The organism is Pseudomonas sp. S44 (assembly GCF_016624805.1).
Lineage (GTDB): Bacteria > Pseudomonadota > Gammaproteobacteria > Pseudomonadales > Pseudomonadaceae > Aquipseudomonas > Aquipseudomonas machongensis.
The window spans coordinates 1-1,399 of record NZ_JACVTY010000065.1 but is presented as its reverse complement, the minus strand read 5'-3'; the positions used below and the strand labels follow the sequence as shown (position 1 = coordinate 1,399).

Annotated in this window: 1 rRNA gene; it reads right to left on the bottom strand. The window is 49.7% G+C overall.

Annotated features, from left to right (window positions below):
* Positions 1-1,217, bottom strand: a 23S ribosomal RNA gene (locus tag IAE40_RS25545); the annotation flags it as partial.
* Positions 1,218-1,399 lie beyond the last annotated feature (182 nt).

The following is a 1,399-nucleotide window of genomic DNA, read 5'->3' as shown; positions in this document are numbered from 1 at the left end:
TTCTCAACTCACCTTCACAGGCTTACAGAACGCTCCTCTACCGCATCACCAGAGGTGATACCCGTAGCTTCGGTGCATGGTTTGAGCCCCGTTACATCTTCCGCGCAGGCCGACTCGACTAGTGAGCTATTACGCTTTCTTTAAAGGGTGGCTGCTTCTAAGCCAACCTCCTAGCTGTCTAAGCCTTCCCACATCGTTTCCCACTTAACCATGACTTTGGGACCTTAGCTGACGGTCTGGGTTGTTTCCCTTTTCACGACGGACGTTAGCACCCGCCGTGTGTCTCCCATGCTCGGCACTTGCTGGTATTCGGAGTTTGCATCGGTTTGGTAAGTCGGGATGACCCCCTAGCCGAAACAGTGCTCTACCCCCAGCAGTGATACATGAGGCGCTACCTAAATAGCTTTCGAGGAGAACCAGCTATCTCCGAGCTTGATTAGCCTTTCACTCCGATCCACAGGTCATCCGCTAACTTTTCAACGGTAGTCGGTTCGGTCCTCCAGTCAGTGTTACCTAACCTTCAACCTGCCCATGGATAGATCGCCCGGTTTCGGGTCTATACCCAGCGACTAAAGCGCCCTATTAAGACTCGCTTTCGCTACGCCTCCCCTATTCGGTTAAGCTCGCCACTGAATATAAGTCGCTGACCCATTATACAAAAGGTACGCAGTCACCTAACAAAGTAGGCTCCCACTGCTTGTACGCATACGGTTTCAGGTTCTATTTCACTCCCCTCTCCGGGGTTCTTTTCGCCTTTCCCTCACGGTACTGGTTCACTATCGGTCAGTCAGTAGTATTTAGCCTTGGAGGATGGTCCCCCCATGTTCAGACAAAGTTTCTCGTGCTCCGTCCTACTCGATTTCATTGAAAAGAGACTTTCGTGTACGGGGCTATCACCCACTATGGCCGCACTTTCCAGAGCGTTCCACTAATCTCAAATCAACTTAAGGGCTGGTCCCCGTTCGCTCGCCACTACTAAGGGAATCTCGGTTGATTTCTTTTCCTCAGGGTACTTAGATGTTTCAGTTCCCCTGGTTCGCCTCTTGCACCTATGGATTCAGTACAAGATACTCAGCTTATGCTGAGTGGGTTCCCCCATTCAGAGATCTCTGGATCACAGTCTGTTTGCCGACTCCCCAAAGCTTATCGCAGGCTACCACGTCTTTCATCGCCTCTGACTGCCAAGGCATCCACCGTATGCGCTTCTTCACTTGACCATATAACCCCAAGCAATCTGGTTATACTGTGAAGACGACATTCGCCGAAAATTCGTGAGAACTCACAAATTTTACCTTAGCCTGAACTACCAGCAGTGAAACTGGCATTCAGTCTATTTCTATCACATATCCGAATTTTTAAAGAACGATCTGACAAAAGCCAGAAATCAACATTCATCAAC